The sequence below is a fragment of the Mucilaginibacter sp. P4_G9 genome (assembly GCF_056400985.1).
Map to the genome: position 1 here is coordinate 1 of NZ_JBFUKF010000395.1, position 4,592 is coordinate 4,592.

General features: G+C 46.8%; 5 protein-coding genes. 4 read left to right on the forward strand and 1 reads right to left on the reverse strand.

Translation table 11 applies throughout. The features are described from left to right. Positions 1 to 225 (forward strand): YceI family protein (locus AC1DPZ_RS22390; protein WP_477407621.1); only part of this gene is annotated, 225 nt, incomplete at its 5' end. Between the two features lie 129 nt (positions 226 to 354). On the opposite strand, the gene AC1DPZ_RS22395 is transcribed toward AC1DPZ_RS22390, so the two are convergent. Then, on the reverse strand, positions 355 to 1,038 hold the full coding sequence (locus AC1DPZ_RS22395; protein WP_477407623.1) for a Type 1 glutamine amidotransferase-like domain-containing protein: 684 nt from the start codon (positions 1,036 to 1,038) through the stop codon (positions 355 to 357). A gap of 368 nt (positions 1,039 to 1,406) precedes the next feature. Here AC1DPZ_RS22395 and AC1DPZ_RS22400 point away from each other — a divergent pair, with 368 nt between their 5' ends. The 3 genes from AC1DPZ_RS22400 to AC1DPZ_RS22410 all read left to right on the forward strand — a co-directional run bounded on the left by AC1DPZ_RS22400 (position 1,407) and on the right by AC1DPZ_RS22410 (position 4,401). Further along, positions 1,407 to 1,751 carry a hypothetical protein gene (locus tag AC1DPZ_RS22400; RefSeq protein WP_477407625.1) on the forward strand — a complete coding sequence of 115 codons (345 nt, stop codon included), beginning with the start codon at positions 1,407 to 1,409 and terminating at the stop codon, positions 1,749 to 1,751. A gap of 210 nt (positions 1,752 to 1,961) precedes the next feature. Beyond that, a complete protein-coding gene (locus AC1DPZ_RS22405) occupies positions 1,962 to 2,795 on the forward strand; it encodes a helix-turn-helix domain-containing protein (RefSeq protein WP_477407627.1) in 834 nt (277 codons plus the stop codon). A 40-nt stretch (positions 2,796 to 2,835) separates the two neighbouring features. Then, the gene (locus tag AC1DPZ_RS22410) at positions 2,836 to 4,401 is read left to right on the forward strand and encodes an FAD-dependent monooxygenase (RefSeq protein WP_477407629.1); all 1,566 of its coding nucleotides are present in this window, start codon (positions 2,836 to 2,838) and stop codon (positions 4,399 to 4,401) included. Positions 4,402 to 4,592 lie beyond the last annotated feature (191 nt).

Genomic DNA, 4,592 nt, shown 5'->3' on the forward strand with positions numbered 1-4,592 from the left:
GTTACAGGGAACCTGACCATTGAAGGGATCACAAAGGCAGTTACTTTTCCAGCCAGCATGCTTTTTAAGGACGGAATGGACGGAACTGTGGTGGTGAATGGCGCGCTGATCGTTGATCGAACAGATTGGGGTATTGATTACAGATCAGAAAAGCACTTTGATTCAACTATTTCGGACGACGTTAAACTCTTTATGAAAATCGTAGCAAAAAAACATAGCAGATAATTTGAGATTCAGGTCTGTAATTAATTCTAAATCACTTAAAAAGTTCGACATATCGCCGGTCCCCGCTACTCGAAAGAAGGCCACCCGAAAGAGTGGCCTTTGTTATTTTAATGCATTTTAGGCAAAAATTTACAAGGTATTAGTGATATTAGGGGTAAACAGCTTCCATTTCCCTTCGGAGACGACTTCTACGGTGTCGCCGATCACTCTAATGGCGGTCTGATCATCGATAGCATATGACGGTACCGATATCGTAGCAGCCAACTTTTCCAGGTTGGCCAGGGAATTTCCCGGAAACCACTCATGATCCAAATGCGGATGCAGTGCAAAATCAACCAGTCCCAGCGATTTACCGCTTTCAGCTGGCAGCATATGGCCACTGTAGGTTGTTCCAAAGCGGGTCATCACCATACTCCCAGCGCTCAGCCCCACGTAAACCGTCTTGCGCAGCAACGAGGGCAAGAGGTCTGCCAGTCCGGACTGCTGCATCCAGTAGCACAGATACTGGCAGTCGCCGCCTCCAACCAGCAGGGCGTCAGTTTCCTGGAGCATGGGGACCCAAAGCTCTTGTTTGATGCTGGGTAACGCAGTGAGCTCCAGCACTCCCAACGACTTCCACCCCAATTCGCAGAAAGGGTCACCAAGTGATCCGCAAATCACCTTTCGTGCTATGCCAGCACCGCCGGCTATGGCGTATATCGCGGTGGGGACGAAAAGCGCGTTCGCCTCAGCAATCGGTTTGCCCAGGAGTTCAACCAGCGCGTTATGGATGCTCGTATTGCTGATGCCGGCGGAAGTGAGAAGAAGCTTCATAATTTCTTTCTTAGGCTATTGTTCGCCCTGCTTGATAGTCTATTGCTTATTTGTCAATAACAAATGTTAATTCAAAGGTTGAAATTAAAATATTGATCGCAAAAATATTTAAGACAATTCAAAGCAAATTTTTCGGCTACTGAAAGATGAGCCTGTTACATTTAATTGTGACAGGCTTTTTAATTTGGGTACAACATACTGCATTATTACTATTATTTAACAGCTCGCCTAATAACCCCATCTCCGCCTCATTTTCACAGCCCTAAAACCATCCGGAATAATTATTTTAAAAAACACTTTGGAATGCAAAGTGTTTTTATTTAACTTTGAATAACAAAGTACTTTTATTAACAATAAAAAATATTAATATGAAAATTTCAAGAACAAAATTTGTTATTCTCTTCCTCGTTTTTGGATTTGCCTTTCAATTTATCTATAACTCACTTTTGGGCCCGGATGTCCGACTCTTTCCTGCTCATGGCGAGTCTTTCATGGGAACGGGATCACCTATAGTTTGGAAGAGCATCGTATCCACAATATTATTACCTATCAAAATTGTTTTGATAGGTCCCCTGTTGCCCTTTATTGCCTTTTTGAGACAAGAACCAGATACGCCACCCCCATTTTTTCTTATCGGGTTTGCTATCTACTGGACTATCCTTGCCCTAACTATTCATTATCTCCTTAGTAAAATAAAACGCTCTCGTAGCTAAAAAAATCCCCATTAGCTTTGATAGATGAGCAATAAAAAAATTAAATTATTTCTGAAATCAATCGGAGATCATTCAAAAAGTTCGACATTTTGCCAGTTTAACAGCGAGAAAGCTGCCTGGTAAAATCTGATGGCTTTTCTTGTTATATTTGAATATGTATATGGTATACGTACTACATTCTATAAAATCTAAATCGGCTACTCCCCCAATATGCTATCTTTCAAAATGCAGCACCAGGAATTTGAGCCTCCCGAAGAGCTACGGGATATCATAAAATGCTTTTGGTACAACAGAAGAGATTCCGGAGAACTACAATCGGGTTTTGAGGTGCAACCTGATGGCTACGCTGAAATTATCTTTCATTTCGGAAGCGGTTGCAGCATTTCTTACGATGGAGGCTTGCAGGCATTGCCATCACCGTTTATGATGGGGCTGCTCAATCAGCCTGCTGTTTTTTACACAAAAAGCCGTTTAGATATCATTGGCATCAGGTGCTTTCCCTGGACCGTGTTCGATTTGCTCGGGCTGCCGCCCGGTAAAGGCGGAGTGCGCACATTTGAGCATCCCATCGCCCGGCTTCAATCTACATTGAATAAGTGCATTGAAGCCGGCAGGATAGATGAAGCGTTGGCCCAGGTAAAACAGTATTTCCTGGATGCACGGTCAGGAATAGCTACCAGCAGTATGCTATTCAAAGCAGGAGCTGCGATGAGGGGCGCAAGCGGCACCATGCCGGTAAGGCAGGTAGCGGTGGCGGCTCATGCCACGGTTCGTACACTGGAAAGAAACTTCAAGCAATCTTCTGGCTATACCGTTAAAGACGTGTCAGCTCTGATGCGCTTTGAGCAGGTACGAAACCGATTATGGCTTTATCCGGATATTAACCTTGCCGGTTTAGCTCATGAGCTGGGCTATACGGATCAGTCCCATCTAAGCAGAGAATTCAAACGCTATAGCGGCACTACGCCCGCGGCCTTCGCGCGAAAAGCAAAGAAAGGGAAACAGGCTTTAAGCAGCGATTTTGTCGCGTTTATACAAGCCTAACGCAGGAGCATTCCAGACTTTTGTGTTTCAATCATTCTATATGAAAGCAACACTTGAAAGCAAGAAATTCACACAAAATCATTATGTCCACGATGTAATCATTTCCGGCGCAGGGCCTGTAGGCCTATTCCTCGCCTGTGAACTGGCCCTGGCCAAATGTTCAGTCCTGATACTGGAAAAGGCTGAGAATCCACACTCGCCCTTAAAGCAACTTCCCTTCGGGATACGGGGACTTTCGGCGCCTACTATTGAAGCCTTTTACAGTCGTGGATTGCTAAAAGAACTTGAGGTACATAAACGCCTTAAAAACCCCCACCAAAACGCCGTACTCGGGCCACGCCGCCAGGCAGGACATTTCGGCGGCATTCCATTCCATGACGGCGATATCGACACCTCCCAGTGGAAGTATCGCCTGCCAGGCTCTACAGAAACCAGTTTAATTTCTGAAATGGAGGAGCTTGAAACGATGCTGTCACGCCGCGCAGAATCCCTGGGTGTAGTATTCAGGCGCGGGCTTGCTATTACCGGCTTTCATCAAACCTGGAACGGCGTAACTGTTCGGTCTGGCGACCAATTATTTCAAGGTAAATGGCTGGTGGGTTGCGATGGAAGCCGTAGTGTTGTTCGCAAGGCAGGCGGTTTTGAATTCGCCGGTACGGAGCCGGAATTTACCGGCTACTCTGCGAAAGTGGACATCGCCGATCCGGAGAAGCTCAGTCCAGGCCGAAACGTGACGCCAACAGGCATGTACCTGCAGTCGCAGCCAGGTTACCTGGTGATACAGGATTTTGACGGCGGCCGATTTCATAATTCAAAAAAGCCAATCACGCCCGAACACGTGCAGGAGGTGCTTCGTCGCATCTCGAACACCAACGTAACTATCAGCGCCCTGCATTTCGCAACCACATGGACCGACCGCGCACGGCAGGCCACAACCTACCGCAACGGACGGGTACTTTTAGCCGGCGACGCCGCGCACATTCACGCGCCGTTGGGGGGCCAGGGACTTAACCTTGGGCTGGGCGATGCCATGAACCTGGGTTGGAAGCTTGCCGCAACCATCCGGGAGAAGGCTCCGGAAGGCTTGTTGGATAGTTATTATACCGAACGGCACCCAATTGGTGCGCAGGTTTTGGATTGGTCACGCGCCCAGGTTGCAATCATGAAACCAGGCCCCGATGCCCGCGCGCTGTATGCAATTATCCGCGACCTTATCAATACGCGCGATGGTGCCACCTATTTTGCAGGAAGGGTGTGGGGCGTTCACACACACTACAATCTCGGTGGCGGCCACCCTTTGGCAGGTCACAGCGTTCCCAACTTTGAGCTCGAAGACGGTACAAGAATTGGCGGGTTAATGCACGATGGTCAAGGGATACTGCTCGATTTTGATATGAATGCTTCACTTAAAACTTTGGCAAGTGAATATGGCGACCGATTGAAGTATGTTTCGGGCAGTGTAAAAGACCGTTTAGCTGTAAGCTCCCTACTGATACGTCCTGATGGGATTATCGCCTGGGCTTCTTCTGACAACAACCCGGATTGCAACGAACTCCAAAAAGCTATCGTTCGCTGGTTTGTTCGCAATTCAGGGATTGAACATTAAAAAAAGCTGAACCAAATAAATTTTCACGCCTGTCATTGTCCGATCCAAATATCAGTATGTCCGCTTTAACTTTAAACAGCTCTGACGATGCCCGCTTTCCATGCATTTTTGAATCATAAATCATTATAACACACAAGATCATGAACTCAAAAACAACGAAAGCAATTTATTGGACAGGCGCATCATTAATG